The sequence below is a fragment of the Pseudomonas sp. 1L-B-1-E-C1 genome (assembly GCF_057291835.1).
Genome location: NZ_JBXAWN010000002.1, coordinates 529,646 through 555,301 on the forward strand (window position 1 = coordinate 529,646; position 25,656 = coordinate 555,301).

The following is a 25,656-nucleotide window of genomic DNA, read 5'->3' on the forward strand; positions in this document are numbered from 1 at the left end:
TATATGGAAAGCGAATGATCTGGTTTAAGGCAGGGTTTTAAGTTGCGCATGATTTCTGAAAATAATTGAGTTGTTTCTTTTTTGTGTTTGGCCATTTTAATGATTAGCGTGGCGCTCGGTACAATTCAATCGAAGGACTCCGAGGACGTTATGCGAAATATTGAAGTGTCAGCTGATAAGACTTTTGTCAACTTTGCAGAGCTCTTTACACGTAGTGATTTTGAACAAGCGGTATTGCTGCACAAAAACACCAGGCACTACGATGCGCTGCTGCGATATTACGCTGCTTGTGTTGCTGCCAAGGATTCGAAACAGTTGCTTGAGCCCTTGCGGCTGTTACGTCAGACGCTGGAGCCATTGCAGGGGCCGGGCCGGGTGAGGCGCGAGATGGAATCTGCGGGTGCCACCGATCAAAGGACCGGCCCGGATCTGACACGCATTTATGAGCGGGTCGAAGCCTTCGAGTCGCGTGTTCATGCAGGAAACGAACTGCTGAAAACCATGCCGACAGAAGTTGCAAAAACGCTGCACTTCGTCTGGCTCGGGGGCGGACTTGGCGATATCCAGCGTGATTACCTCAATGTCTGGAAACAAGTACTCGCCGGGCAGGGTTACACGCTCAACCTCTGGTACGACAGCGATGCGCTGCTGGCCTACCAGACCAACAAATTGATGGTCGAGGCTGCCAAGGCCGATGCCCTGGCCGGCGTCGGCGATAAATCGGTCGATGAAAATACGCTGGCTGACCTTTACGAAGAGCGGGCCATTGTTCTCAAGCGGCAGATGCAGGCACACCTCAATGAGGCTGTGGCCAAAGGACTATCGGCCGATGACGCACGGATCGATCTGCTGGTTCGCGCCTATGGCCAGGACGCGGCGTCGTTGCAGGCACTGCGCGAGCAGAACCGTCGCACCCTGCAAGGCATGGCCGGAGGCAATCTGCAGTTGCGCGACCTCGACGCTACGCCTGCGCCCTTGCAGCTTCAGAGCCACTATGAGCAGGAGATGCGTTTGCGCGGCAATCTGGCGGCAGCGTCGGATATCGTGCGGGTCGAAGTGCTGTATCGCGAGAGCGGCTGCTATGCCGACGTCGATAACTTGCCGCCTCTGGTAGCGAAGATGGCGGGGGTGGATCTCGAGGTTCTGCACGTCGACGCTCGCCTGGGTATTGTGCAATTGCTGCTCAACCACAATCCCGATTGGATGCCGGGCCGTCAGCCCTCCAACAGCTATGCCAAGAGCATTCCGGCAGAGCACTATGCGGCGTTTGAGGCTTTCGCCAAGAGCCGTCCGGTATTGAGCCAGGTTTTCCAGGCACCGACCGATCTGCTGGCTCGCCCCTTCATGTTGCGAGCGGTCGCCGAAGGCAGTTCGATGACCAATGCATTCCTGATGGCCCATGCCGGATCGGCGACACTGCAAGCGGTGATCGACCGTATCCGCTTCAACTATCAGCTGGTCGATGACACCCTGCGTCTGGCTGCGCAGCGCGGTGTCGCACTGACTGACTTTGAAGGTGTATTGCCGCTGGCACAGACGACTCTGGAACAGACCTACGGCCCGCTCCGCGAACTGCCGAACCAGGAAGAAATCCTCGCAGGCTTTCTCGCCAGCGCGGCTGCGAGCTATTTCAGTGACGGCATCCGGCGCCAGAGCGAAGGCACCATCTACCTGACCGGCCCGGGCGCGATACGCGATGCCATGGCCGACTACGCCCGATTGCACTTCACCCCGGCGCAGGCCGAGGCGATCCGCACCGAGGCCGCCATTGCGCGCTACGCCTCGGTCAATCGCGCCACCGAGGAAGAACTGGATCACTCCTGGAAGGACAACGCGACCGATCCGGTGAGATGGGTCGAGGATGAGCAGGCGCGCTGGAAGCAAGGCCTTTATCCCACTCGCTACAAAGGCGATGTTGGTCAATTGCTCACGGGTTCGACCATTGAATTCGAACAGGGCTGGCCAATGATTGAAGGGCGGGCGGTGGTGCTGACCGATATCTTGCAACGCCTGGTCGACGGCTTGGATGATCGCTTCGTCGAGGCCATGCGTCAGGGCCTCGACGTGACGATTACGTTCGATGATCCGCTGCCCCTGAGTTTTGCCGATCGCCAGCGCATCAGGAATCAGCCGGTTGGCGCGCAACCGGCGGCTTTTCCGCATGACAGCCGATTCCTGAGCCTGGGACTGGATGAAGTGCTGAGCGCGATGGCCCATGGTGAGTTGACACTGGCCAAGACATCGCCACTGCAGCGCCTGGCGCTGGGCATGTTGCTGGGAATCGATTCGCTGCACGGCCAACGCTTCGAAGCCCACAGCGGTGAACTCGATAACCTGGCCAACAGCGTCCGTGATCTGGGTACTTCGAGTCGCTACGCCGTCATTGAACGACACCTGTATACCCGCAAAGACGCAGCGTTCCTGGACGGGCTGGTCAGCGATATCGTGGAACCGGCAGCGTCGGTCAGCGCGCTGGACCTGAAAAAAGCGGCGCTGATGAAAGCGCAGACCCTGCAACAGTGGGGGCGTTACGTGGCGCAGATCCAACAAGTGGCCGTGCTGGAACATCGTTTGCAGATTGCCCGGCAGATGGATCAGGTCTTCAGTCAACTCGACGTCAGCGGCGTGCAACCGGTGCCGCAGGATCTGTTGCTTGATGGCGTTGGCGAGTCCATCGGCGGGCGTTGTTACCCTCTGGCCTTGATGATGGCCGCGGCTTTTGCGACGGGCGGAACGGCTTTCCATCACCTGCGCCAACGTTTTTACCTGGCCGTCCTTGAGCCGCTGCAGAATGATTCGATTGTTTTTGTGCAAGCGCTGGAGGAACTGCGCGGGACCCAGTTGAGTGAGGTGGGCAAGACGCTGGCGCGTGCCGATCTGAGCCAGGTCACCGCCGCACTGGAGCGTCATGCGGGCACCCGGACGCTGATGTTCAACTCGGACAATCACTCGATGCTGTTGGCGAAAACGGTGGTGGGTGAAAAGGTTCTCTATCATTTTTACGACCCCAATTTCGGGGTGTTCGAGTTCGAGAGTGCTGCCATGCTCAAGCGAGCGCTTGAGCACTTTTTCCTGAAGATGGGCATGGCCAAATATTACGCGGCCTATGGTGGCGAAATCCGGCCTACGTTTGACCTGATCGAGTTGCAAGGCGAGCAAGTGGCGGCGTTGTCATTGTCCGCCGGTTTCGAGGTGGCGAAGATGCTCAAGGGCGAGCCATTGCCCGGGCAGCCAGCGGGCAAGCTGCGCCAGCGTATGAACAGCGCCCATGGTCGATCACTGGTCGACAATTCCCGTCTGGGCGCCAGCCTGCTCGGGTTGGACAGTCATTGGTGGAGCGAGCAGATCGCCAGCGCGACGGCGACGCTGCAAGACCTTCATGCTTCGGTCACCCCATTGGTGCCGTTGTTCGAAACCCTGGAGGTCACCCCCGAGGGCCAGTATCGAGTGAGTCTGATCGACCCGGCGCAGCCGGAACGGGTGGTGCAGGTTGTCAGCGACGACCACCGATTGCTACGGATCAAAAACTGGTTGTCCGAGCAGTTTTCAACGCTGGCGCGCAAACCGCCTGCAACCGGTGCGGTGCTCGATCCGACGGAGGTCGGCAGTGTCCATACGCTCAATGCCGGTTTCGCGATCCAGGCACTGATGAACGCCTTGCGCGGACGCGAAGGCGAGGGACGCACGCTGACCACCGCCGTACGTCTGCACGCTTACCTCAACTACGCGCAGTTGCTGCATGGCAACGTCGTGGATGTGGTCGGGCTGGTGCAGCTGGTCAAAACCGCGCTGGGCGAAGAAAAGATCATTGCCCGCACTTGTGCATCGGTTGTCTCGGAAGCGTTGGGGCATGCCGCCAATGAAGGTGTCGGGGCCGTGCTGGGACTGGCCAATGTCGGTTTTGACATTTATCAGTTGGTGACCGCCGCAAACGATGTTGAAAAAGCGCAATACGGTACGCAGCTGGCGTTTGACTCCGCCAGTCTGGCATTGACGGCCGGTGGAGTCGGAGCGGCAGTGGCTGGCGCGTCGACTGCCGCCGCGGTGCTGGGGGGCGCCGGAGTGATCCTGGGCGGGTTGGCTGTGGGAGTGGCGGCGCTCGCGCAAGGGTTCGCCGCTATCGCACGCAACGCTCAGGAAGTCGGGGCATTTTTCGCGGATCTGCAAGAAGCTCATCACGGCGTCGGCTATCGCTTCGATGACGCCCTCAAAGCGTGGGTGGTGGCGCCGGCGTTGGTGGTCAAAAGAATTGATCTGCTCGCCACTGCGCTGATACTCGACAGTCCCAGGCTTTACCCGTTACGCGACCACCTCGGTGTGCCGGATTTCGACGCTGACTACTCTCGGGCGATCAATGTGCGCCAGCACCTGGACTTGCCCGGGCAGCTCTCGTTTGCACCGGCCAAGGGGCAAGCCATCGTCCTGCCGTGCACCCCCGAGACCTGTTATGGCTATGAATACAAGGCGTTGCCGTTTGCTTCTTCGCGGCACGACCGCGGTTTCGACATCGCCCGCCGCCTGGAAAAAAGGCAAGCCAACGGCGAATGGCTGTTCCTGTTTTCGTTCTACTCATTTCCTTCTCACTACATCGTCAACCGTCTGCTTCCCCAGTATCGCGACACCGTTATCGAGGTTGTTCTGGATCCGGCTGAACGCACTCTGGTGGTCCCGTCGCTACCGCGTGCCTGGAAAAATCACGTGTCGTACAAAATTTTCGGCAGTGGCGCACATTGCACGTTGGCGCTCAATCCAGACGCTCACATCGAACTCGTGTCGTCGAGCCAGCACTTTTCCAGATGGATGCTGGAGGCCGCCTGGGCACGCGAAAGTGATATCCGGATCGAGCGCCTGGGCGATCTGTACATCGGTAATGTGCACGTGAAAGTGAGCGGCCATGGACGTCACTCGCTGCTGATTCGCACGGGCGATCAACAAACGTTCAGCGTTGACCGTGGCAAGCGTCAGTTGGATGTCCTCCAGCAAAGCGCACCGGAGGGGCTGGATGAGCAAGCGTTGCTGACGCATTTCCGAGCGCTGGCCCAAGAGCATCGTCTGGTGCTGCCGTATACGCCGGTGCATGACTGGCTGATTCCGTTCGAATCGCCGCAGGCGCCGCGCTCCACCACGGCCTGGTATGACGCTCGGGAAGACCGCTTCCTCTATATTCGCAACGAAGAAATCGCCGATACCGAAGATGCGCAACTGGCCCTGGTGGCTGATGGGTATGCGTATTTCTATCTGGCGGACAGCTATGACATCTGGCAGGTCGATGCCGTCAGCGGATTGCTCAGGTATCGCTATCGGTTGATCCTGGCTGAGGGCGAAAGCGTGATTGGTCCTGTCGAGATGGATGCCCATGGCGTGATTCATGTCGTGCAGACTGTCACCGATGCCCATGGCAGACCCCGTCGGTTCAATTACCTGATCCATCGGCAGCAATTGCTGGTGAGTTCCGTCACCCACGAGACGGCGCCTGAGCTGCAGGCGACCCTGTTCGCCAGCGCGACCCTGGCCGACTGGTCATCGGTGCTGGGCAAGTACGCAGCGCTTCGTCACGTTGCTGAGCGGGACGGTGAAACGACCGTCGACTGGCAACCGGCGACGTACGTTTCCGTCAGTTGGACATTCGCCACGGACAAGCGCGATATCGTCTGGATTCGCAGTCTCGACCGTTTGTTGATTCATCCGCTGCCCTCGGCCCATCACGCCCTTGGCTGGCCGGATTCGATCAGGAATCTGACGGATCTGGTGTTGCTGCCGATGACGGAGCAAGAAAATGTCTTTTTCATTTACAACCGTCTGGACCAGACCCTTTGTCGCCGACAGCGGGTTGTGGCGCAGGGCGTCGAGCAGTGGTCGGATCACTGGGTGCAGCCGCCAGGGCTCAAACAAGTCATGGCGGTCGAGAGCGGCTATCTGATACTCGATGACGAGGGACGACTCTTTAATCTGACTGCGCAAGGCGAGTGGCCTCTCTATGCTGTCGGCGAGCAGTGGCTGAAAAATCACAAGCACTGGTGGCTGACGCTGGAGCTACTTGCCAAACGTTATCCGGTGGACAGTTTTGCGATCGTTGGTTTACGCAATCTGGCCGGTGACGGCAACCTGAATGCCTGGTGTGTGAACGGCCGCCTGCTCCTCTGCGATCCGGGGCGCGACGTTGCAGTGCGCTTGCTGGGCATGGCCTCCGATAATCGGGCGGCCTGGCTGTTCAATATGTCCACGGGTGAAATCTGGACCCAGGGGTTCGTTGAACCACAGCAGCTTGTGCGGGCGTTTGGTGAGGGGCTGCGACTGTTGCACAGTGACGTTCTGCCAATTCCTGTGCGGGCGTGGCGCGACTGGCGGTTTACCGACGTCAGGGTCGAAGGCTCCGGCTTGCGCGGTACCACCGTCGACGGCGTATCGCTGCAACTGGGCCATCAGCAGACAGCCCGGGTTACCGCTGTCGACCGTCGTTGGGTGGCGGCACAGGGCGAGCGTCTGATCGAGCACATGCAAGCCTTGTTGGCCAGGGTCGACCACGAGGCTTTTGTGTCTGTGGAAGCCGCGCCTGGCCATTTGCAGTGGTACGACGTGCACAGCGCTCGTCTGGTGAGCATTGCCGTCGACGACATGCCTGGGGACGTTGTCATGCTGGGCACCCGCAATCAGACAAGTGTCTTGCTGCACGAGCGCGGGAAGGGCACGGTGCAGGTGTATCCGGACATGCACATCTTCGGGCCGTTCGACTACCTTCAGCGCGATGCACAGGTCATGACCCTTGAAGGCCACGACAAAATAAATGATCTGCTACCGCTTATTGCCGATGACGTCAGCACGCTCGTCGTGCGATTGGGGCAGGGGGGGATTACCTGTTATCTGTCGAAGGCCGCCTGGTCGCGACTGGACTCGGTCATCGTTGACTGTCGCCATGCGCCGGGGCAGGCAACTACGATCCCGGGCAAGTTGATCTGGGACTTCGACACGCCGGACAACCTGCTGTTCGAGATCGTTCAGGACCATCTGCTCATCGTGGATCCAGCCAATGAGCACACGCTGATATTGCGTGATGTGTGCTCATCCGATCCGTTATTGCGCGGGGAAGTGTTCCTCGCCTTCAAAGCCCGGCAATCCCTGCCGGTCTCTGCGTTGGTGCGGCAACTGCAGGCCATGAAAGGGCGCGCTGGCAGCGTGACATTCGGGGCGATGACCGCTGAGGCGGCCATCGCCGGCTAAGCTCGCCTCAAGGCAAAACGCCGCGAACCATGCTGTTCGCGGCGTTTTTCTGTCGACTACGGTTTGTGGCCCTGATTCATGGCACCAGATAGCCCTTGACCCCGGTGAAGATGATCTGCGCTGCCAGAGCGCAAACAAACAGCCCCATCAAACGGCTGACGATCTGCAAACCCTGATCGCCGAGAATCCGCTCGATGCGGTTCGACAGATACAGCACCACGCCGACGGTGAAACTGGCCAGCGCGATACTCATGATCGCGGTGAGCTTGTCGTCCCAGTGCGGCTGACTGACGCCCATCACCAACAAGGCGCCGATGGTGCCGGGGCCGACGGTCAGCGGAATGGTTAGCGGCACGATGGTCACGTCCTGCTGCACATTGTCGCTTTGCACCACGGACTTGCCTTGTGCCATGCCCAACGCCGAGATGAACAGCACACTGCCGGCGCCGATCCGGAAGGCATCCACGGTGATGCCGAACACATCGAAAATCACCCGCCCGAACAGGTACAGCAAGACGCTGGAGATCAGCGTGGCGATCGCCACTTTCCAGGCCAGGCGCCGTTGTTCCTTGCGCGAATAACCACGGGTCAGGCTGATGAAGCAGGACAACACGAAGAACGGGCTGTAGAGCACCAGCATCTTCAGGTAAACGCTGAATAACACGTGGAGCATGGTTTCGGCTCGCGGCAGGAAAGTGTGGGAAGGAGTCTATCAGTCGTTCAATGACTTGTGGGTGTCATGAATTCAAAGTCTTCTGATGTTGTTGACTTAGTGATTGTTAGTTGGCTTTTAGTTTGTTTGGTAATTGATGTTACATGTTTTGGTTTGTTGTCGGTTAATGGTTTGGTTATGGTTGTTTTCACAAGTTCATGAGGGCTTGTTTTAATAAGGATAAGGAATCCATGATGAATAACCAGTACATTCAAAAAGCCTATATTTCCAACTGCATTGGCAGTTTGCAGGAATATCAAATTGATCAGCCTGCCGCTATTAAAAGTCGCAGTCTTGCTCTGGGTATCAACTCGGGCGACGTGGTCGAGGCTCCCGATAAAGCCGCTGTTGTTGGTGAAGGTATCCTGTCCTTCTCGGGTGGCCTCAGCGATCAGAATCGATCCGATGCGCAAAACGCCTTTCTTTTCGCAAGTCTGGTAGCAAACAAAAAGTATCCGCTGGAACATCAAGGCCAGGAATGGTATCTGTTGTTCCGCGAGGTCATGACCAACGCAGGCTGGGCACCGATCAGCAAATTCTACAGTGACCTGGAAGTCGCTGGCACCAGTGTCCGGATGGATAAACTGGTGCTGGAAATTCTTAGCTCGGTCGTTGCTGGCGTCGCCGTCCCTGGCCCCTCCGCCGCGTTGATGCTGAAGGTTGCGGGAGACGCCATTGCCGCGCTGAAGACACGTGAAACCGCCTTGACGCTCTACGAGCGCAATCTGCTGAACCAAGGCGTTGGTGGTGTTACGGCTGCCGCCTGCACCGAAGTTCACGGTGAAGCCATCATGGCGGTCGGCGCGGTACGTTTTCTGCGCCGGAACACTTCAACCAAAGTCATGTTTGTAGATGTGGATATCCGCAATGTGAAGATGTACCGCGGTGAGTCGGTGTTTGCCAAGAACACAGAAGTCGCAGAGGCCACCCGCGCTACTATCCGAAGCCGACTGGGTCTGAATGCTGTTTCGAAAATCGAAGAATATGATATTTAATTGAATTTGAAGGGTGGCCGAAAGTCGGCCGCCCTTTTTTGTATGGGAGAAAATAATATGGCTGATAATTGGTTGGTATTGGTCGTCGGAGCTTCCATTCTGGTTTTGCCTGAAACGGACGAGTTGGAAGTTTATGATGATCTGGTTGACTCAACTTTATTGGCGCAACTGGTGGCCAACAAAAAAGTCGAAAAGTCTCCGGGCCTGAACTGGTACGACGCCTATGTAGGGGTTCTTGATGACTTCTGGTTGCGCCAGCAAAAGTCCAGTCAGACCTGGACGGTCAGCAATGAAACGGCAGAAACTTCCCTTGATTTTTTTACCACTGCGCTAACCCGAGGCGCGTTGGGGAAAACCCGCACAATGACCAACGTGCTTGCTCGAATGGCAAAGCTGGCGGGCGAAGAGCCTGCGATCCAGTTGTTGCGCAATTGCATGACAATCGCCGAGGCGGGGCAAGCGATCACAGCACCGGCATCGTCGATGGATGTGCGCTTGCTGGTCACCTGCGCGAATTCTCCGTCCTCGATCACAACCTCGCATGTCCAGTTCAAGACCCGCGAAGCGCTGACGTCCAATCCGTTGCAACAGGTGTATCAACCCGATGATGTGCGAGGCGTAGTCCAGGCGAATCACGCACGGGCCACTCTTTCCGAAACCCTCTATCGTTCTGCGCGCAAGGCAATTGCCTTGAAAGTCAGGGACCGGCGTGCCAGCAGTGTCGCAAGATTGACCCTGCCAGAGGAGATCGAACCGTGACAGATCTGAATACACCGCAGGCAGCGGTCGTGGGCGGGAGTATTGTGGCATTTGCGGGTGGTCTGCCGGCGTCACATCGTGAAGACATCTATATGAGCACCGCCTACGCACAACGGGCGACGCGCGCTGCATTCAATGACGGACTGTCGGGTGACTGGTTCGAGTATTACTGCAACGTCCTCAGGTTTGTCGGCTGGGATATGCCGAAACCGCAAACACTGGCGCCATTGAATAACCGCCGGATGGCCACGCAGGCCACACAGCGTATCTCTAGTAAACTCGGCGAAGCATTCAGCGAGCCAATACGCCGTGCTCTGGTGGCGATGGAGCGAAACGCACTGGCGCTCAACCTGTTCGAGTCCGCGAGCCTGCGCGCTAACGTCGGTTTTTTCCAGATGATTCCCTGCGTCTTGAACGGCCCGAACAAGGTGGAAATGGGCGTCTATCATCGACAGTTTCAAGTCGAGCGAGCGGTGCGGGGATTTCTGTTCAGCGAAGATGAAACGCTGATCCACAACAGCGTTGAGCAGTTCGCCGCCATCACCTTCAATACCCTTCATTACACGCAGTTTCGAGAAAAGGTCAAGAATTCGGTAATCACGGGCTCACTCAAGTACTTGAGCAGTCTGGAAATTTGATCGAATCGGCAACCCGGGAGATCTCAGAACGTCGACGCCGTCCGGTTCTGCTGGTCCCGCTGGGCGACCCAGTGTTCGATCAGTTCGCGCAACTGTGACAGCTCGACTGGCTTGGACATGTGCCCGTCCATTCCGGCCTGACGCGCACGCTCCTTGTGTTCGGCAAGAATGTGCGCCGTCAACGCCACGATCGGCGTGCGGATACGCTGGTTACTGACTTCCCAGGCGCGCAGTTGCTGGGTGGCGGAGAAGCCATCGAGGATCGGCATTTCACAGTCCATCAATACCAGGTCGTAACGCTGGGCCTTCATGGCTTGCAGTGCTTCTTCGCCATTGCTCGCGGTGTCTGGCTGCAAGTTGAGCTTGCCGAGCATGCCGCGAATCACTTTGGTCGAAATGGTGTTGTCTTCGGCGACGAGGATGCGGAAATCGCTCGGCACCTTGGCGGCGGTGGCGGCAGTCACGACCTGCGGCTGGAAAACAACCTGGCCCTTGTTGCGCTGATTGAGTTCGTCCGCCAGCGTGGTCTTGAGCGTATAACCGGCCACCGGTTTGGCCAGAATCCGTTTGATCCCTGAATTACGCGCAATGATCTTGCTCGGCGCGTTACTGATACCGGTGAGCATGATCAGCAGAATGTCGTGGTTCAGGCTCGGGTCTTCCTTGATCTTGGCCGCCAGCTGCATGCCGGTCATGCCGGGCATGTTCTGATCGAGCAGCACCACGTCGAAGTAATCACGCAGGTGCGCCTTGGTGCGCAGCAGCGCCAGCGCTTCCTTGCCCGATGGCACCGCACTGACATTCAGGCCCCAGGCGCTGCATTGCTGCACCAGCACTTTGCGGCAGGTGTCATTGTCGTCAACCACCAGCACCCGCGCGCCTTGCAGCGGACCATCCAGATCGGAGGTCGGATGCTCGAGGCGATCAGGGTCCAGTGGTAGGGTGAGCCACAAGGTACTGCCCTGGGTGGCGCCGCTCTTGATGCCGAATTCGCCCTGCATCAGACGGATCAGTTGCCGTGCGATCACCAGCCCGAGATTGCCGCCCAGGCGATTGGCAGACAGGAAATGTTTGCTGTGCAGCTCGGCATGCATCAGCGCTTCGCGCTCATCCGGCTCCATCGGCACCCCGCTGTCCTGCACGGCGATGCGCAGGCGCGGCTTGCTGCTACGCTCGTCGAGGGCGACGACGACCAACACTTCGCCTTCCTCGGTTTTCTTCAGGGCATTTTCCAAAAGGCTCAGCAAGGTCTGGCGCAGGCGCGTCGGGTCGCCGCTGATCACCCGTGGCACTTGCGGCTGGATGAAGCTGATCAGTTCGACATTCTGTTGCTCGGCCTTGGCCCGGTAGATGCTCAGGCAGTCGTCGATCAGCGCATTGAGGTCGAACTGCACATCATCGAGTTCGATCTGCCCGGATTCGAGTTTGGAGATGTCGAGGATTTCGTTGATCAGGGTGAGCAGCTCGTTGCCGGCGCTGTGGATGGTCTGCACGTAATCGCGCTGCTTGACCGACAGCGGTGTGCCCAGCAGCAACTCGGTCATGCCCAGTACGCCGTTCATTGGCGTGCGGATCTCGTGGCTGATCTTGGCGAGGAATTCAGCCTTGGCATTGATCTCGGCATTACTCGCCGCCAGATCACGGCTGATGCTGAAACGGCTTTCGGTGATGCTGCGCTGGCGCTCGCCCAGCGCAATGCTCATCAGCAGGCCACTGATGCAGATGAACATCATCAGCGTCATGATCAGCCCTTGCGGTGCAACCAGCGTCAGCCCCAGCAGCGCCGGCAGAATGATCAGCGTGCCGATGTTGAACACCACCATGGCAGCAACGAACAGGCGCGCCGGGCGGTAGCCTTTTTGCCAGTGATAAAAGCCCACCAGCAACATGCTCAGGCCGGCCAGTGCCACCAGCGCATAGGTGATGATGTTCAGCGGCAAGGTGTCGACGAACAGCAGTAACAGGCTGCAGGTCACGATCAGCAAAATGTCGGCCCACAGTAGTTTGTTCAACGCATGCTGACCCAGTGGCGCGAAGAAGCGCAGGGCGAACATCAATCCGGCGGGGGCGGTCAGCAGCAACGCCAGATAGGCGCCCGGTGTCTGGACTGCATGCCAGTTCGGCAACCAGGGGCCGGCAAGATTGAGCAGCAACAGCAGGCTCAGTCCCAGCAGGCCTTCACAGATCGCCAGCCACAGACTGCTGCGCGAGCGCGAGTAGGCATAGCGCACCAGATTGTGCAGCAACAGCATGCCGAGGCAGCCGAACAGCAGGCCGAAAACCAGCGTCTGGGTCTGACTGGCTGCGCCTTCGACCGCCGCTTCCAGGGTGATATGCGGGCGTAACTGATGGTCGGACACCATGCGCACGTAGACGTCGAGCGGCTTGTCGGCCTGGGGCAGGGGCAGCATGAAATCGCTGCTCGGCAGTGGTCGTTCGGCCTGGGGCCGTTCGTTGCCGCTATTGCGTTGCTCGATCAGCCGGTCGCCGTCGAGCACGTAGAGATTGAGCTGGGACAGATCGGGGGCAAAGATGCGCAGCACTTGTTCGTGCTTGCCCGGCGCCAGTTTGAAGCGCAGCCACAAGGCACCCTCGCGCTCGGCTGCGGTCAGGCGGTCAAGCTCGATGGGGCTGAATTGGTTGGTAAAGCGAGCGGAGCGGATGTCGCTCAGCTGCAGGATGCCCTGATCGTCAAGCAATACCGACCAGCCACTGCCTTGCGTGGCCTGGGCCGGGAGCATGCAGAGCACGGTCAGCAGCGTGACGGTGAAGCTTATGGCAATCCTGAGCCAGCGCACGGCGAAATCCCTTCGTAGGTTGATGCCAGAATATAACGATGCGCGACGACCGAACAGCCCGGCGAGGAATCACATCCCGCGCCGGGCTTGATGGATCGCTTACTCCTGGGTTTCGCCGCGTTCACGGGCAATGGCGCGATAGCCAATGTCCTTGCGGTAGAAGCAGCCTTCCCAGTCGATGGCCGCAGCAAGCTGGTAGGCTTGCTGCTGAGCTTCACCGACGGTTGCGCCCATGGCCGTGGCGCACAGCACGCGACCACCGGCGGTAACCACCTGACCGTCCTTCAGCGCGGTGCCGGCGTGGAAGACTTTGCCTTCCAGACCTGCTGCGGCGTCCAGACCGTTGATCGCTGCGCCCTTGGCATAGTCGCCCGGGTAACCGCCAGCGGCCAGCACGATGCCGACGCTCGGGCGCGGATCCCACTGCGCTTCAACCTTGTCCAGCGCTTGCGCCAGCGCGGCTTCGACCAGCAGCACCAGGCTCGATTGCAGACGCAGCATCACCGGTTGGGTTTCCGGATCGCCAAAGCGGCAGTTGAACTCGATGACCTTCGGATTACCGGCCTTGTCGATCATCAGACCGGCATAGAGGAAACCCGTGTAGACGTTGCCTTCGTCGGCCATGCCGCGCACGGTCGGCCAGATCACCTGGTCCATCACGCGCTGATGCACGTCGGCGGTGACCACCGGGGCAGGGGAGTAGGCACCCATGCCGCCGGTGTTCGGGCCGCTGTCGCCGTCGCCGACGCGTTTATGGTCCTGGCTGGTCGCCATCGGCAGGACGTTCTTGCCGTCGACCATGACGATGAACGAAGCTTCTTCGCCGTCGAGGAACTCTTCGATCACCACGCGCGAACCGGCGTCGCCAAACGAGTTACCGGCGAGCATGTCACGCACCGCGTCTTCAGCTTCGGCGAGGGTCATGGCGACGATCACGCCTTTGCCGGCAGCGAGGCCATCGGCCTTGATCACGATCGGCGCGCCTTTTTCACGCAGATAAGCCAGGGCCGGCTCGATCTCGGTGAAATTCTGGTAATCGGCGGTCGGAATCTTGTGACGGGCGAGGAAATCCTTGGTGAAGGCTTTCGAACCTTCCAGTTGCGCAGCGCCGGCGGTCGGACCAAAGCAGTCCAGGCCACGGGAGCGGAACAGATCGACCACGCCAGCCACCAGCGGCACTTCCGGGCCGACGATGGTCAGGGCAACGTTTTTCTCGGCGAAGTCGGCCAGTTGCTCGAGGGCCAAGACGTCGATGGCGACGTTTTCGCACTTGGCTTCAATGGCGGTGCCAGCATTGCCCGGTGCAACGAAAACCTTCTGCACACGCGGATCCTGAGCCACTTTCCAGGCCAGGGCGTGTTCACGGCCACCGCTGCCAATGATCAAAACATTCATTTCAAAAACCTCAAATTCTGTGGGGCGCTGCCAAACCTCTGTGCTCGGACCCTGTAGGAGCTGCCGAAGGCTGCGATCTTTTGATCTTGCTATATAAAAACAGGATCAAAAGATCGCAGCCTCGTTTCACTCGTCAGCTCCTACACAGAGCCTGCATCCAGAGGGAGCGGAATCAGTGACGGAAGTGGCGCATGCCGGTGAATACCATTGCGATGCCGGCTTCATCAGCAGCAGCAATCACTTCGTTGTCACGCATCGAGCCGCCCGGCTGGATCACCGCAGTGATACCAACCTTCGCCGCGTTGTCGAGGCCGTCGCGGAACGGGAAGAACGCGTCCGATGCCATCACCGAACCGGCGACCTGCAGGCCGGCATGTTCAGCCTTGATCGCGGCGATGCGTGCCGAGTTGACGCGGCTCATCTGGCCTGCGCCGACGCCGATGGTCTGGCGGTTCTTCGCATAGACGATGGCGTTGGACTTGACGTATTTGGCGACTTTCCAGGCGAAGATCAGGTCGTGGATTTCCTGTTCGGTCGGCGCGCGCTTGGTCACCACTTTCAGGTCATCGGCACTGATCATGCCGATGTCGCGGCTCTGCACCAGCAGGCCACCGTTGACACGCTTGTAATCCCAGGCAGCGGCGCGCTCAGCCGACCACTCGCCGCAGGCCAGCAGGCGTACGTTGGCTTTCGCGGCAACAATGGCACGGGCTTCTTCGCTGACCGATGGCGCGATGATCACTTCAACGAACTGGCGCTCGACGATCGCTTTGGCGGTCTCGGCATCCAGTTCACGGTTGAAGGCGATGATGCCGCCGAACGCCGACTCGGTATCGGTGGCGTAGGCCAGTTCGTAAGCCTGACGGATGCCGCCTTCAGCGTCCGGGCTGACCGCCACGCCGCACGGGTTGGCGTGCTTGACGATCACGCAGGCTGGTTTGACGAAGCTCTTCACGCATTCCAGCGCGGCGTCGGTGTCGGCCACGTTGTTGTACGACAGTTCTTTGCCTTGCAGCTGGGTGGCGGTGGCGATGCCGACTTCGGCAGGCCTGGCTTCAACGTAGAACGCCGCGCTCTGGTGCGGGTTCTCGCCGTAGCGCATTTCCTGGGCCTTGATGAACTGGCTGTTGAAGGTACGCGGAAATTCGCTGCGACCTTCAGTGCTCAGGGTTTCAGCGGCCTGGTTAACAGTGCCCATGTAATTGGCGATCATGCCGTCGTAGGCGGCGGTGTGTTCGAAGGCCTTGAGCATCAGGTCGAAACGCTGAGCGTAGGTCAGGCCGCCGGCCTTGAGGTTTTCCAGGACGTTGGCGTAATCGCTGGCATTCACTACGATCGCTACGTCTTTATGATTCTTCGCTGCCGAACGGACCATGGTCGGCCCGCCGATGTCGATGTTCTCGATGGCGGTCGGCAGATCGCAGCCTGGCTTGTTGATAGTAGCTTCGAACGGGTACAGGTTGACCGCCACCAGATCGATCGGCTTGATGCCGTGCTCGTTCATGATCGCATCGTCAGTACCGCGACGACCGAGGATGCCGCCGTGGATTTTCGGGTGCAGGGTTTTTACCCGACCGTCCATCATCTCGGCGAAACCGGTGTAATCCGCGACTTCCACTGCGGCAACGCCGTTGTCACGCAGCAGCTTGAACGTTCCGCCGGTGGAGAGGATCTCGACGCCCAGAGCTTCGAGCTCCTTGGCGAATTCGAGGATCCCGGTCTTGTCGGAAACGCTGATCAAGGCGCGGCGGATCGGCAGGCGGGTAGTCTGGTCGGTCATCTCAATTTCCATCAAAAGCAAAGGAAGTCAGCAAAAAAGGCGACCGTTTTTTACGCGGGCGCCTTTCTGGTTTGATTGAATGCTTACAGCAGATCGTACTGCTTGAGTTTCTTGCGCAGCGTGCCGCGGTTCAGTCCCAGCAGCTCACTGGCCTTGGTCTGGTTGCCCTTGACGTAGTTCATCACGCTTTCGAGCAGGGGCGCCTCGACTTCGGACAGCACCAGGTTGTACACATCCGTGACGGACGCGCCCTCAAGGTGGGCGAAATAATTGTGCAGCGCCTTCTCGACACTCCCGCGAAGGGTCTGGCCTTCTTCGCTCGGCGTGTTGAGGTGCTGTTTCAAATTCACGTTGTCGCTCACGGGTGTTGTTCCACTCACTAAAGTCTCGGTCATCATCGTCATGCGGCCACCCCTTCTTCGTCCCCTGTCAGGCTCTTGTAACGCTCGGCGAAGAACTCCCGAACGTCGGCGCATTGTGTTTCCGTACCATCCAAACGATTGAAACGGGCGCGAAACTCCCTGGCGCCCGGCAAGGTTGCGAGATACCAGCCCACATGCTTGCGGGCAATGCGCACGCCCATCACGTCGCCATAGAAGGCGTGAAGGGCAGCCAGATGCTCCAGCAGGATGCGTTCCACTTCGCTCAGTTCCGGCGCGGGCAATTTCTCGCCGGTGCGCAGGAAGTGTTCGATCTCGCGAAAAATCCATGGCCGCCCTTGAGCGGCGCGGCCTATCAGCAGGCCGTCGGCACCGGTCGCATCAAGCACGTATCGGGCCTTTTCCGGCGAATCGATATCGCCATTGGCAAACACCGGGATCGACACGGCCTGCTTGATCGCGGCAATCGTGTCGTACTCGGCTTCCCCTGTGTACAGATCGGCGCGCGTACGGCCATGTACGGCCAGCGCTGTGATCCCGGCCTGTTCGGCGATCTTCGCCACGTTCAGACCGTTCTTGTTCTCGCGATCCCAACCGGTGCGGATCTTCAGGGTGACCGGTACATCAACCGCGGCCACTACGGCCTGCAGGATCTCGGTCACCAGTGCTTCGTCTTTCAGCAACGCGGAGCCAGCGGCCTTGTTGCAGACCTTCTTCGCCGGACAGCCCATGTTGATATCGATAATCTGTGCGCCCAGCTCGACGTTGGCCCGTGCCGCATCGGCCAGCATCTGCGCGTCGCCACCGGCAATCTGCACCGAGCGTGGCTCGGGATCGCCTTCGTGGATCATGCGCATGCGCGACTTGCGGGTGTTCCACAGGCTCATGTCGCTGGTGACCATTTCCGAGACTACAAGCCCTGCGCCCAGACGCTTGCACAGCTGACGAAAGGGCTGGTCGGTGACGCCCGCCATCGGGGCGAGAATCAAACCGTTCTGCAATGTATATGGGCCGATGCGTACCGCCGACATAGGACTTCCCTGAAGTGGGGCCGGATCATGAGAGTTCGAAAAAGGGTGGGCATGATACCCGCTCTCGATGACTGGTTAAAGGCTGAATTGAACAAAATCTGAACAGTTATTCTGTTATCGCCAACGGTTTGGTTGGCCGCCATCCAGTCAGAAAAATGCCGTCAATCGGAAAACGCTGAAGCGGTTCATTCCGGCGAATGGAAGTTGAGGCTGTAATTCACCGCTTTCGGCCCCGGGTCGAGAATATCCAGGGCGATGTGGATCGGGGTTTGCGGCGGCATTTCCGCGAGGCCTTCGAGATCGCCGCTCAGGTACTCGCCGGGTTTGAAGCGACGACTGGCGATCAGGTGACCATTGAGATCGGCAAAACGCAACTCGAGCAGCGGAAACGGCTGGGAAAACGTCGCACGGTTATAAATGATCGCATCGACCACCAGCGCTCCGCTGAATTCCGGATGGCTGCGCACCACCAGGTTGCTGCTCTTGATTTTGCCGATATCGACTTTCGACGGCACGGTGCAGCCGATCTGCGGGCAGATCTGCTGGAACCACGGTCGGTATTGATCCTGCCGCGCCAGTTCCTCGAAGTGATAGGCAACGTACTGAGCGGCAAGGCCGCCGGCCGCCAACACCACCAGCACCAGCCAGAGCAGGCGCCGGCCCCAGGGCGAGCGACGTTGCTGCCAGTCCAGTTGCAGCGGATCGTCGGTCAGGTCCTGCAGCACCTCGGCGCGAACCCCGGGCTCGGCCCGTTCGCGCTTTTTGCGCGGCGAAGTGATCAATGGCAGATCGTCGTCATCGTTATCGTCGCTGGCCGACAGGCGTTCGCGGCGGGCGTTGGGGTCGATCGGGTCATGCAGGCGCAATTGCGGGATCGGCGGCTCGTCGTCCAGATCCACCGGTTCCAGCGACAACGAAGGTTCGGTGCGCTCGGGCTCGAGGGTTTCGACGCCCTCGATATACGGCTCTATATCTGGCTCGACATCCGGCGCCGCGCTGCGCTCATCGGCGGGTTCGCTGAACAGGCTGTCGGGCCATGTCCCTTCGTCCGCTTCCGGGCTGTCGCGCCGCGCGCTCAGGGATTCTTCGCGTGTACGCCCGAAATCGGCAACCAGCTGGATTTCGCGCTGTTCGAGGCGGGCGAGTTCTTCGTCCAGATCGAGGCTGTCCAGATCCAGTTCGGACGCGCTCCACTGTTTTTGACTGATGGCGCGCGGTGCAGGCGTGTCATCGGTGCTCGGTGCAGCGCTGACTGATGTTGGAGCTTCAGGCAGTGGCGACGCGACCGGCGTCACCGTGTCCTTGCCGGCATGTTGTTCGAGCAGCTGCTTGGCAGCATTGAACACTTGCAGGCAGGAGCCGCAACGAACCACGCCGCGCGCCACGCTCAACTGCGCATGGTTGACGCGGAAGCTGGTCTGGCAATGCGGGCACTGGGTGACGAAACTGTCGGTCATGCGGCGATCCGGTTCAGGCAAGCGGTCATTTTAGCGCCGACGCCCGGTGATGCGCACCCAGCCATCGCGATTGGCGATCGGGTCGAGCTCGAAGTCCTGCGCATAAGCCGCCGCGACTTCCTCGCCCTGTTCGGCGAGGATGCCCGACAGTGCCAGGCGCCCGCCGGTCTTGACCAGGCTGGACAATTGCGGCGCCAGGGACACCAGCGGGCCGGCGAGAATATTGGCCACCAGCACGTCGGCCTGAACCTGCGGCAGATCCTCAGGCAGATACAGCGGGAACAGCTCATCGGCAATGTTGTTGCGCCCGGCGTTGTCGCGCGAGGCTTCCAGCGCCTGCACGTCGATGTCGGTGCCCACGGCTTCCCTGGCGCCGAGCAACAGAGCGGCAATCGCCAGAATCCCCGAGCCACAGCCGAAGTCGAGCACGTTGCAATCTTTCAGATCCTGGCCGTCGAGCCATTCCAGGCACAGCGCGGTGGTCGGGTGGGTGCCGGTGCCGAACGCCAGGCCCGGGTCCAGCAGCAGATTGACTGCGTCAGGCTCGGGTGCGGCGTGCCAGCTCGGCACGATCCACAGGCGCTGGCCGAAACGCATCGGCTCGAACCCGTCCATCCAGCTGCGTTCCCAGTCCTGGTCTTCGATGACTTCGCTGTGGTGCTCGGGCAACGGACTGCCGGTCAGCAGTTCCAGATGCGCCAGCACCGGCTCCGGTTCGGTGCCGCCTTCGAACAGCGCCAGCAAGTGCGTGTGTGACCACAGCGGCGTGGTGTTGAGCTCCGGTTCGAAGATCGGCTGGTCTTCGGCGTCCATGAAAGTCACCGACACGGCGCCGACTTCGAGAAATGCATCCTCGTAGGTTTCGGCTTGTTCCGGGGTGATGGCGAGACGGACTTGCAGCCAGGGCATGGCGGGCACCTTTGAAAATCTGTGGAGCAGCCCGAAGCTGCAAAAGCGCGCAGTTTACGCCAGGTCGCCGACAAAGTGGACACGCCGGTTTGCTGTTACACATTCGCACCTGCGAGATATATATGTATGGCCAGAGTGCGTTTGACGACAAATAGAGTGAAAGCTCATTTCTATGCGACAACGGGCTGGACGATATGGCGGATCAACAAGGGATTGTAGAAGAGATACCACCGGCAGCCGCTGACTCCACAGGCACGACGCAGGCCATTCTGCTGCGGATCACGCGTTGGCAGGCGTTGATCGAAAAACGCCTGAGCAGCCAGATGTCTTTGCTGGAGGCCATGGAAGACTTCGCGTTGACTGAACTGCGCAGTCACTACCCTGTCGGCAATATCGATCCTGGGTTTGTGCTGGCCTTGCTCAATGCCATTCTGCAGAAACTCATCGACGGCAAGACGCTGATGTATCTGGCCATTCAGGACGCGCCCTACCGTTTTCCGGGGGGTGCCGATCCGGGGTTGCCGGTCAGCCGCCGTAAAGCGGTGATCCAGACGGTGGATACCGTTTCAGCGCACTTCCTTGACCAGTACCAGAAGTATCTGCGCGAGCATTGGGCCACAAAGGGCGAGGAGGCTGCGTTCGATCGCCTGGTCGTGCGCAAGCTGCAGCGCTACATCGACGACATCGACGCGTTGTTCCAGGCGGACCGGCTCGCGGGGCTGACGCTGGATCGACTGCGCGGGCAAATCGAAAAGATCCAGGACCGAGGCGCTCGCCGTTATCGGTTGACCGCGCTGGCAACCGATCCGGAAAAGAAAATTCTCCAGGCGCAGTCATTCGCACAATTGCCGCATTGGCTGCGGGTCCTGAACCAAAGGGATCGCGCCATGTTGCGCGAGTATCAGCAACAGACCGCACTGGCCCGGGCAGCGCTCGATGATCTGCTGCAAGGGTATGGTTCGTTGCGTGCCTATGCCCGTCAACAAGCCATCGAATACATCCAGCTCAAGCTCGACATGGAGGTGGAGCCGGACCGGATCGACGTACGCTTGAGATGGCATTCGGCGGTCGGCGAGCCGACGCAGAACCGCAGTCTGAGCGAATTGCTGGCGGCGGGGCCGATCGGTCAGGATTTCGCTGCCGTGCTGGAAGTCACCAGTGGTCCTGCGCGGCGTAACCAGCTTGTGGAGCCGGCATTCGTTGCCGACATGCTGGCGCAGCAGGACTATCCGGCTGACTACCTGCAAGTCCTGGTCGGGCTGTATGAGCGCGAGGAGCTGCAGAAGGCGTTGATCGACTGGTTCACCGTGCAGCTGAAGCAAAGTGCATTTATTGCGCGTTGCGCGGGACATTTGGCGGTGGATGACCATGACCGTCTCGAACAGACCTGGGCGGGAGATCTTCTCGACAAACCGTTGCGGGTCGCTGCGCTAGCGCTGCCCAATGGCATGCAGTGCGCAGATCTCATGGTGTTTTACCGTGAGAGCACTGCGCAAGCGGTGGATGACCTCGTGCTGTACGCGCCCAATAAGCCAGACGGCCAGGAGTGGGTGCGTTTGCCTTCACTGGCCGCGTTGACCGGGGAGCTGTGGGGCTGGACGCAGAGTGAATCCGGTCGCGAATATCTTTTGCAGCAACTGGCGCCGACCGCCCATCGCACGGCGCGGGAATATCTTTTCGCCGTGGCCGCAAGCCCCGCCCTCTGGGGTATGAGCAGTGACCTTCGGCGTGCTGCCATGGCATTCGATGAATGCGTCGCCGCGGCTGTAAAAATGGGCCTGGCGAAAAATCTGCAGCAGTTGGAGGAGGACCACTCGCTGCGCTGGTACTCAACGCTGGCCCCGGATGAACGCCGGCGCGTCAGCAGTCTGAATCAGGAGCTGGTGGTGCATCAGCAGGTCTTCAATGAGCTGTTGGGCGGTTTCGAAGTGTTCGTCGACTTCGCCAGACGCACGGTTGCCGCAGCGATCGCACCCTATATGCGCAGCAAGAATGTCCAGGAGGCGGTCGATCCAGCCACCGTGCTGATCGACTACAACCCAGGCATTGTTGATCGCAAGCGACAGTCGGTAGCCAGCCTGCTTGACCTGGCGATCTACGGCTACGACGACAACGCCGGAATCGACCATCCGGAAAAAGGCGTGCGCTCGTCAGTTGGCCAGGATTTGAGCCAGGTGCGCAGTGCCGATCTGGCCTTGTATCTGCGCCGGGCCTGGCTGGGGGAAAAGTATGCCAGCGAGATCCGCGGCAGGTATCTCGATTCCCGCGACCCTGCCTACGAGCCGCGTCGATTCGCCTATCGAAACGTACTGTTATCGAAAATGGATCGTGATTTGCGCGTTGCCAGAAGTCAGGCGCGGTTAAGTGACCCGGTGTATTTTTCCCTGGTCCGGCAGGTTTCGCTGTTGAGCCAATTGCCAATGCCGGGCGCGCGTTTGCCGGGGGCCAGTGTGGTTGCCAGCGATGGCGTGTTCAGGTTTACCGTGCGTGGTCATGTCGTGCTCGGGGTGTACGTATTTGTTTGTTCTGACCCCGAGCTCTCTTGGTGGCTGTACACGCCGGATGCTCCCGACAACCTGACATTGCGCTCGTATCAGACACTGTTCGGCGACATCGCCGGCACGCTGCATGACTACCTGATGGCACGGACCGGGGTTGCTGCGCGCAAAACCGTTTCGCGCTCCTTGCATGCGATAGCGGCAAGGAATCAACGCGTCGATACGCTGTACGAAGCGCAGCGAGTGAGCGACGCGCGCAGCGAGTTCAACGCCTGCATCGAACGCACTGTCACGGATGTGGAGGACATCACCACCAGCCGCGCGGAGATGATCGAGCGCCAGGTGGTCAAGGGGCTGACGTTCGGGGCTGCGCCGTTTTGTATGGTGTTTCCGCCCTTTGCCTTACTGCTGGATGTCGTGTTCATCGCCGTCAGCGCCGGCCAGGCTATCGAGGCGCATCTGGAAGGCGATGTCGATGGCGCGCTCGGCCACTGGCTGGAGGCCGCATGGGGCGCGCTGTTTGCCGTGGTCGGCGCTCGAAGTACGCTCAAATTGCTCGGGAGCACGATCAGAAGTCTGAAGCACACGACCAGGCCGGTTTCATTGTTGGCTGAACCCCTCAAAACCGTGGCGCCGATGCGCAAGGAAACGCTGCCGGCGATTCGCGAAGTGCGTTTTCACGCCAGGCAGGCAGTTGGCAAGACGCCGGAGAATTTGCAGAAAGTAACCGAAGAGGGCGTCTTTTTTGGCACCTGGCGCAGTCCGGCCAGTGCTGTGCAGCCTCAACCGGCCTATTTCATCCGCAGCAAGGGCAGGTATTACCAGGTCAGGGAAAGTCCACATTTCGGTGGGCTTTGTCTGATTGACGCTCGGCGCCCGGCGGCCATTTATCAGCGGCCCATACGGTTGACCGCGAGCGGCAAGTGGACGCATGACCGCGTTGGATTGCGAGGTGGCAGTGACCAGGTGCGCAATCTTGGTCAAGTGAGCAATCTGCGCAGCGCGTTTCCCGGTCGTGTCGAGCCGGTGCTCAACCGTGGCGCGATGCAGGGCGAGGCGGTGGTAGCAAAGTTTGTTGCCGGGTCGAGGGACAATTATCTTTTTTCGCTGAACGCGCAGACCTGCGTGATTGCGTCGATGTACAACCCGCTGACGAAGGTCGGCGCAATCATCCATTTCGATCACAACATCCGTTCGTTGGTCGAGCGCACAGTCAAGGATGTGATCGCGCGCCTGGGCGGCTCTGCCAAGGAAATTCGTGCCACTTTGGTGGGTGGTGACTGGCTGACGGGGGCCGATATCGGCGGGCCGGTCAGGAGTGTGTTGCGCCAGCAGGGCCTGCGGCCGACATGGGATTACTGGTCGTATTCTTCCTGTCTGGGAAATAACTACGCCGTGACGTTGAATCTCAAGAATGGTGTTTCGACGGTGTTCAAGACCTCTTCCAGTCAGGTCGAACGCTTTTACACACCGATATTGCAGCGAGCGAGTCATGCCACCGACGCGGTATCGAAGCGCGCTTCAAGCTTCATGCAGCGTGTGCGCAGCAAACCGTTGTATGAAAATTCAGCAGGCATTGTGGTTGATCAGGCTGGCCGTCGGGCCACCACCGAAATGATTCAAGAGCAGGCCTTTTCGATGGTGTTGCTGAACTGATACGTTTGTTGCACGCATAAAAAAACCCGATCCGCAGGGATCGGGTTTCTTGTTCACAGCGCTTCAGCCTTACGACTGTTTGGCCAGCTTGTGCTCGAGGTAGTGAATGTTCACACCGCCTTTGCAGAAGCCTTCGTCACGAACCAGATCACGGTGCAGCGGGATGTTGGTCTTGATCCCGTCGACCACGATTTCGTCCAGGGCATTGCGCATGCGTGCCATGGCTTCGTCGCGGGTTGCGCCGTAGGTGATCAGCTTGCCGATCAGCGAGTCGTAGTTCGGTGGCACGGCATAACCGCTGTACAGGTGCGAGTCGACGCGAACGCCGTTACCACCTGGAGCATGGAAATGCTTGACGGTGCCCGGGCTCGGCATGAAGGTCTTCGGATCTTCAGCGTTGATCCGGCACTCCAGCGAGTGACCGCGGATGACAACGTCATCCTGAGTGAACGACAGCTTGTTGCCAGCGGCGATGCTGAGCATCTCCTTGACGATGTCGATACCGGTGACCATCTCCGAAACCGGGTGCTCCACCTGAACACGGGTGTTCATTTCGATGAAGTAGAAACGACCGTTCTCGTAGAGGAACTCGAAGGTGCCGGCGCCACGGTAGCCGATGTCGATGCACGCCTTGACGCAGCGGGCCAATACTTCCTGGCGCGCTTTCTCGTCGATGCCCGGTGCCGGTGCTTCTTCGAGAACCTTCTGGTGACGACGCTGCAGCGAGCAGTCGCGGTCGCCCAGGTGGATGGCGTGGCCCTGGCCGTCGGACAGGACCTGCACTTCGACGTGGCGCGGGTTGGTAAGGAATTTTTCCAGATAGACCATCGGGTTGCCGAACGCCGCGCCTGCTTCGGAGCGGGTCAGTTTCGCCGAGGCGATCAGGTCTTCTTCCTTGTGCACCACGCGCATGCCGCGACCACCACCGCCACCGGCGGCCTTGATGATCACCGGGTAGCCGACTTCACGACCGATGCGCAGCGCCGTTTCTTCGTCTTCCGGCAGCGGGCCGTCGGAACCTGGAACAGTGGGTACGCCTGCTTCAATCATCGCGTGCTTGGCCGATACCTTGTCGCCCATCAGGCGGATGGTGTCGGCTTTAGGGCCGATGAAGGCGAAGCCGGAGTTCTCGACCTGCTCGGCAAAATCGGCGTTTTCCGCGAGGAAACCGTAGCCTGGGTGAATGGCGGTAGCGCCGGTCACTTCAGCGGCAGCGATGATGGCCGGGATGTGCAGGTAAGACTGAGCGGCGGACGCTGGGCCGATGCAGACGGATTCGTCTGCCAGACCCAGGTGCATCAGCTCTTTGTCGGCCTTGGAGTAAACGGCGACGGTCTTGATGCCCATTTCTTTGCAGGCACGCAGAATCCGCAGGGCGATCTCACCGCGGTTAGCGATCAGAACTTTTTCCAACTTCGCAGTCATCAAAG

General features: G+C 59.6%; 13 protein-coding genes and 1 pseudogene. 4 read left to right on the top strand and 10 right to left on the bottom strand.

Annotation, left to right across the window (positions count from 1 at the left end; genetic code table 11):
* Positions 1-150 precede the first annotated feature (150 nt).
* Positions 151-7,218, top strand: coding sequence for a TcdA/TcdB pore-forming domain-containing protein (locus tag AC0Z4S_RS06000; protein ID WP_485622402.1), 7,068 nt, complete (start codon positions 151-153; stop codon positions 7,216-7,218).
* Between the two features lie 76 nt (positions 7,219-7,294).
* On the opposite strand, the gene AC0Z4S_RS06005 is transcribed toward AC0Z4S_RS06000, so the two are convergent.
* Positions 7,295-7,891 carry a MarC family protein gene (locus AC0Z4S_RS06005; protein WP_253498676.1) on the bottom strand — a complete coding sequence of 199 codons (597 nt, stop codon included), beginning with the start codon at positions 7,889-7,891 and terminating at the stop codon, positions 7,295-7,297.
* A gap of 233 nt (positions 7,892-8,124) precedes the next feature.
* Between AC0Z4S_RS06005 and AC0Z4S_RS06010 the strand changes: the two genes are divergently transcribed.
* From AC0Z4S_RS06010 to AC0Z4S_RS06020, 3 genes are read left to right on the top strand one after another with little or no spacing between them, the layout of a single operon-like run.
* The gene (locus tag AC0Z4S_RS06010) at positions 8,125-8,925 is read left to right on the top strand and encodes a hypothetical protein (RefSeq protein WP_485622403.1); all 801 of its coding nucleotides are present in this window, start codon (positions 8,125-8,127) and stop codon (positions 8,923-8,925) included.
* Between the two features lie 57 nt (positions 8,926-8,982).
* On the top strand, positions 8,983-9,684 hold the full coding sequence (locus tag AC0Z4S_RS06015) for a hypothetical protein (protein WP_485622404.1): 702 nt from the start codon (positions 8,983-8,985) through the stop codon (positions 9,682-9,684).
* Positions 9,681-10,322, top strand: coding sequence for a hypothetical protein (locus tag AC0Z4S_RS06020; RefSeq protein WP_485622405.1), 642 nt, complete (start codon positions 9,681-9,683; stop codon positions 10,320-10,322). Before AC0Z4S_RS06015 ends, AC0Z4S_RS06020 begins: the two co-directional genes overlap by 4 nt.
* A 23-nt stretch (positions 10,323-10,345) precedes the next feature.
* Here the strand turns inward: AC0Z4S_RS06020 and AC0Z4S_RS06025 are convergent, their stop codons facing one another.
* The 9 genes and pseudogenes from AC0Z4S_RS06025 to accC form a co-directional block, all read right to left on the bottom strand.
* Positions 10,346-13,120 carry a hybrid sensor histidine kinase/response regulator gene (locus AC0Z4S_RS06025; protein ID WP_485622406.1) on the bottom strand — a complete coding sequence of 925 codons (2,775 nt, stop codon included), beginning with the start codon at positions 13,118-13,120 and terminating at the stop codon, positions 10,346-10,348.
* Positions 13,121-13,219: 99 nt separating this feature from the next.
* On the bottom strand, positions 13,220-14,515 hold the full coding sequence (purD, locus tag AC0Z4S_RS06030) for a phosphoribosylamine--glycine ligase (protein WP_253498690.1): 1,296 nt from the start codon (positions 14,513-14,515) through the stop codon (positions 13,220-13,222).
* A gap of 172 nt (positions 14,516-14,687) precedes the next feature.
* The gene (gene purH, locus AC0Z4S_RS06035; protein WP_095180917.1) at positions 14,688-16,295 is read right to left on the bottom strand and encodes a bifunctional phosphoribosylaminoimidazolecarboxamide formyltransferase/IMP cyclohydrolase; all 1,608 of its coding nucleotides are present in this window, start codon (positions 16,293-16,295) and stop codon (positions 14,688-14,690) included.
* Positions 16,296-16,378: 83 nt separating this feature from the next.
* Entirely contained in the window at positions 16,379-16,699 is a 321-nt protein-coding gene (fis, locus tag AC0Z4S_RS06040) for a DNA-binding transcriptional regulator Fis (protein ID WP_002555375.1), read from the bottom strand.
* Positions 16,696-17,706, bottom strand: coding sequence for a tRNA dihydrouridine synthase DusB (gene dusB / locus AC0Z4S_RS06045; protein ID WP_041480672.1), 1,011 nt, complete (start codon positions 17,704-17,706; stop codon positions 16,696-16,698). The genes fis and dusB overlap by 4 nt, the downstream gene beginning before the upstream one ends.
* A 185-nt stretch (positions 17,707-17,891) precedes the next feature.
* Positions 17,892-19,163 carry a DUF3426 domain-containing protein gene (locus AC0Z4S_RS06050; protein WP_485622407.1) on the bottom strand — a complete coding sequence of 424 codons (1,272 nt, stop codon included), beginning with the start codon at positions 19,161-19,163 and terminating at the stop codon, positions 17,892-17,894.
* Between the two features lie 30 nt (positions 19,164-19,193).
* Entirely contained in the window at positions 19,194-20,072 is an 879-nt protein-coding gene (gene prmA / locus AC0Z4S_RS06055) for a 50S ribosomal protein L11 methyltransferase (RefSeq protein WP_485622408.1), read from the bottom strand.
* 1,608 nt (positions 20,073-21,680) lie between these two features.
* Positions 21,681-21,773: pseudogene (locus AC0Z4S_RS06060) on the bottom strand (hypothetical protein); the annotation flags it as partial.
* A gap of 2,522 nt (positions 21,774-24,295) precedes the next feature.
* Positions 24,296-25,651: an acetyl-CoA carboxylase biotin carboxylase subunit gene (gene accC / locus AC0Z4S_RS06065; RefSeq protein ID WP_024011424.1), complete on the bottom strand. Its 1,356-nt coding sequence runs from the start codon at positions 25,649-25,651 to the stop codon at positions 24,296-24,298.
* Positions 25,652-25,656: the final 5 nt, after the last annotated feature.

Coding starts and splice junctions, on each gene's coding strand:
- AC0Z4S_RS06000 (WP_485622402.1), top strand. CDS start 151: ATGCGAAATATTGAAGTGTCAGCTGATAAGACTTTTGTCAACTTTGCA.
- AC0Z4S_RS06005 (WP_253498676.1), bottom strand. CDS start 7,891: ATGCTCCACGTGTTATTCAGCGTTTACCTGAAGATGCTGGTGCTCTAC.
- AC0Z4S_RS06010 (WP_485622403.1), top strand. CDS start 8,125: ATGAATAACCAGTACATTCAAAAAGCCTATATTTCCAACTGCATTGGC.
- AC0Z4S_RS06015 (WP_485622404.1), top strand. CDS start 8,983: ATGGCTGATAATTGGTTGGTATTGGTCGTCGGAGCTTCCATTCTGGTT.
- purD (WP_253498690.1), bottom strand. CDS start 14,515: ATGAATGTTTTGATCATTGGCAGCGGTGGCCGTGAACACGCCCTGGCC.
- purH (WP_095180917.1), bottom strand. CDS start 16,295: ATGACCGACCAGACTACCCGCCTGCCGATCCGCCGCGCCTTGATCAGC.
- fis (WP_002555375.1), bottom strand. CDS start 16,699: ATGACGATGATGACCGAGACTTTAGTGAGTGGAACAACACCCGTGAGC.
- dusB (WP_041480672.1), bottom strand. CDS start 17,706: ATGTCGGCGGTACGCATCGGCCCATATACATTGCAGAACGGTTTGATT.
- AC0Z4S_RS06050 (WP_485622407.1), bottom strand. CDS start 19,163: ATGACCGACAGTTTCGTCACCCAGTGCCCGCATTGCCAGACCAGCTTC.
- prmA (WP_485622408.1), bottom strand. CDS start 20,072: ATGCCCTGGCTGCAAGTCCGTCTCGCCATCACCCCGGAACAAGCCGAA.
- accC (WP_024011424.1), bottom strand. CDS start 25,651: ATGACTGCGAAGTTGGAAAAAGTTCTGATCGCTAACCGCGGTGAGATC.